This is a genomic window from Georgenia thermotolerans, from assembly GCF_009193185.1.
Taxonomy (GTDB): Bacteria; Actinomycetota; Actinomycetes; order Actinomycetales; family Actinomycetaceae; genus Georgenia; species Georgenia thermotolerans.
Window position 1 is genome coordinate 1 of sequence record NZ_VUKF01000094.1, and the last position, 2484, is coordinate 2484.

Sequence of the window (2484 nt, forward strand, 5' to 3'; positions counted from 1 at the left end):
GGCGCGGCCGGCGCGGCCGGGGCGGGCTGAGGCGCTGGTGCGCTCGCTGCCGCCTGCGGCGTCGTCGCGGCCCCCGCCGGGCTCGCCGTGGCCGCGCCGGGTTCGGGCATCGGTGCCGGGCCCGCGGTCGGGACGCCGAACGCCGGCGTCGACGCCGGGCTCGTCGTCGGTGTCATCGGGATGCCGAACCCCGGCGTGGGCCCCGAGGGGGCCGAGCCGGGCGGCTGCACCCCGGACGGGCGCACCGGCGCGCGGCGGGTGCCGCCGGGCGGGGTGGCTCCTGCCCGGCGGGTGCCCCCGGGCGGGGTGGCCCCGGACCGGCCCGTGCCCTCGGGCGGCGTGGCCGCCGTCCGCCCTGTCTCCTCGGCCGGCCCGGACTCCGGACCCGGGGCGCGGTGACGCCCCGACGGACGCCGCGTGACGCCGTCGGCCTCGTCAGGGGTGCGCTCCTGCGACATGCCGCAATCTAACCGCGCCCCGGGGCGGCCCGCCCCAGGATCGGGGGACCGCCATGCCGGGAATCGGACGAACGCCCGGCGTCACGGCCAGGCGGAGCTCAACGGCCTCAGACGAGCGCCTCGCGCAGCACGTCCAGGCCCACCGAGCCGACGTCGAGCGCGCGGCGGTGGAAGGCCTTGAGGTCGAAGACGCCGCCGTCGCGCTCGGCGGCCGCGCGGGCGTCGTCGCGGATCTCCTCCCACAGCCGCTGGCCGATCTTGTAGCTCGGCGCCTGCCCGGGCCAGCCGAGGTAGCGGTCGAGCTCGAAGGCCAGGAAGCCCTCCGCCATGTTGGCGTTGGCCTGGAGGAACGGCCAGGCCTTGGCCGCGTCCCAGGCGCCCCCGCCCCACTGCTCGGGCGCGGGCTTGCCCAGGTGGACGCCGATGTCGAGCACCACGCGGGCGGCGCGCAGGCGCTGCCCGTCGAGCATGCCCATGCGGTCGCCCGGGTCCTCCAGGAAGCCCAGGTCGGCCATGAGCCGCTCGGCGTACAGCGCCCAGCCCTCGCCGTGCCCGCTGACCCACGAGGCCATCCGGCGCCACATGTTCAGCAGGTCGGCGCGGTAGACGGTCTGGCCGATCTGCAGGTGATGGCCCGGCACGCCCTCGTGGTAGACGGTGGTCTTCTCCCGCCAGGTGGAGAAGTCGGTGACGCCCGCCGGCACGGACCACCACATGCGGCCCGGGCGGGAGAAGTCCGCGGAGGGGCCGGTGTAGTAGATGCCGCCGGACTGGGTCGGGGCGATGCGGCACTCCAGGCGCCGCACCGGGTCGGGGATGTCGAACTGGGTGCCGGCCAGGGCGGCGACGGCGGCGTCGGAGGTGGCCTGCATCCACTCCTGCAGCGCGGCGGTGCCCTTGAGCATGCGGGCGGGGTCGCGGTCGAGGCGGTCCATCGCCTCGCGAATATCGGTGCCCGGCCCGTACAACTGGTCGGCGACGGCCTGCTGCTCGGCGACCACGCGGGCCAGCTCTTCCAGGCCCCACGCGTAGGTCTCGTCCAGGTCGACGACGGCGCCGAGGAAGTACCGCGACCACAGCGCGTAGCGCTCGCGGCCGACGGCGTCCGCCTGCGGGGCGGCGGGTGCGATCTCCTCGCGCAGCACGCTCGCGAGCTCGCCGTAGGCCTGCCGGGCCGCGCGGGCGCCGTCGTCGAGGGCGGCGGCGAGGGCCGGGGCGGGGGCGGCGCCGTCGGGCAGGGCGGCGGCCGTGAAGGTGGTGAAGAAGGAGCCCTAGGGGTCGGCGAGCTCGTCGGCCTGCTTGATGCACGCCTCGACCTGGCGGACGGCGGCCACCTCGCCCCGCTCCCGGGCGGTGCGCAGCGACTCGGCGTAACCGGCCAGGGCGGCCGGGACGGCGCCGAGGCGCTGGGCGACGGTCTCCCAGTCGGTCGTGCTCGCCGTGGGCATGAGGTCGAAGACCTCCCGGACGGCCTGGACGGGGGAGGCGATGACGTTGAGCTCGCGGGTCAGCTCGCCGGCGTCGGCGAGCTCGACGGCCAGGCCGAGGCGCTCGCGCATCGCGGCGTGGGTGACGCGGTCGATCTCGTCGACCGGGGTGAGCCGCGCGAGCTCGGCCAGCGTGGTGCGGGCGAGGTCGGCGCGGGCGGCGGTGCCGGCGGGGGAGAAGTCCGGCATCTCGGTGTCGTGGCCGGGCAGGCCGAGGCTGGTGGCCTCGAGCGGGTCGAGGGCGATGCTGCGCTCGACGTAGGCGTCCGCGAGGGCGTCCATGGGCGTGGCCCGGCGCACGGTGGTGGTGGGCTGAGGGATTTCGGTCACCGTGCGAGCGTACTGACCACCCCCGCCGCGCGGTGAGGCGTCATCTTGGGCGTGAGGCGTCATCTTGGGCGTGAGGCGTCACGGCGGGTTCAGGCGGTCAGTGCATCGGCCTGGATGAACGCGGTGAGTTTCTCAAGCGGGGTTGCCCAGTTCAAGGTCTCGCGGGGGCGGGTGTTCAGCAGGTCTTGGGCGTGCTGGATCTCGGCGTC

Annotated in this window: 1 protein-coding gene and 1 pseudogene; one reads left to right on the plus strand and one right to left on the minus strand. The window is 76.2% G+C overall.

Annotation, left to right across the window (positions count from 1 at the left end; translation table 11 throughout):
• The first annotated feature begins 87 nt into the window (after positions 1 to 87).
• Positions 88 to 399, plus strand: a complete 312-nt coding sequence (locus GD970_RS21940) for a hypothetical protein (protein WP_152359932.1) — start codon at positions 88 to 90, stop codon at positions 397 to 399.
• Between the two features lie 166 nt (positions 400 to 565).
• On the opposite strand, the pseudogene GD970_RS21270 reads toward GD970_RS21940, so the two are convergent.
• A pseudogene (locus GD970_RS21270) lies at positions 566 to 2227 on the minus strand (DUF885 domain-containing protein).
• Positions 2228 to 2484 lie beyond the last annotated feature (257 nt).